Raw genomic sequence first — 239 nt, 5'->3', positions numbered from 1 at the left:
ACAAGCAGACCCCCTAGATGTAGCGTAGTCTCGTGGGCTCGGAGATGTGTATAAGAGACAGCCTTAGGGGCCGCATGGTATCTTCCTGAAGAAAGACAGCTGACAACTACTGAACAGATGCTGGACGAAATGTGTGCCACATTAGGAGGGAGAGCCGCAGAACAGGTAATTTTCAACAATATTTCAACAGGAGCACTTTCTGATCTTGAGAGTGTAACGAAGAGAGCTCAGGCAATGGT

The 239-nt window shown here is 48.1% G+C and carries 1 pseudogene; it reads left to right on the top strand.

Annotation, left to right across the window (positions count from 1 at the left end):
• Nucleotides 1–69: 69 nt before the first annotated feature.
• Nucleotides 70–239, top strand: a pseudogene (locus tag ACPYOJ_RS36560) (hypothetical protein); the annotation flags it as partial.

The sequence above is a fragment of the Rhizobium sp. SVR5-9E genome, from assembly GCF_056755095.1.
This window is presented reverse-complemented; position numbering and strand designations above follow the sequence as displayed.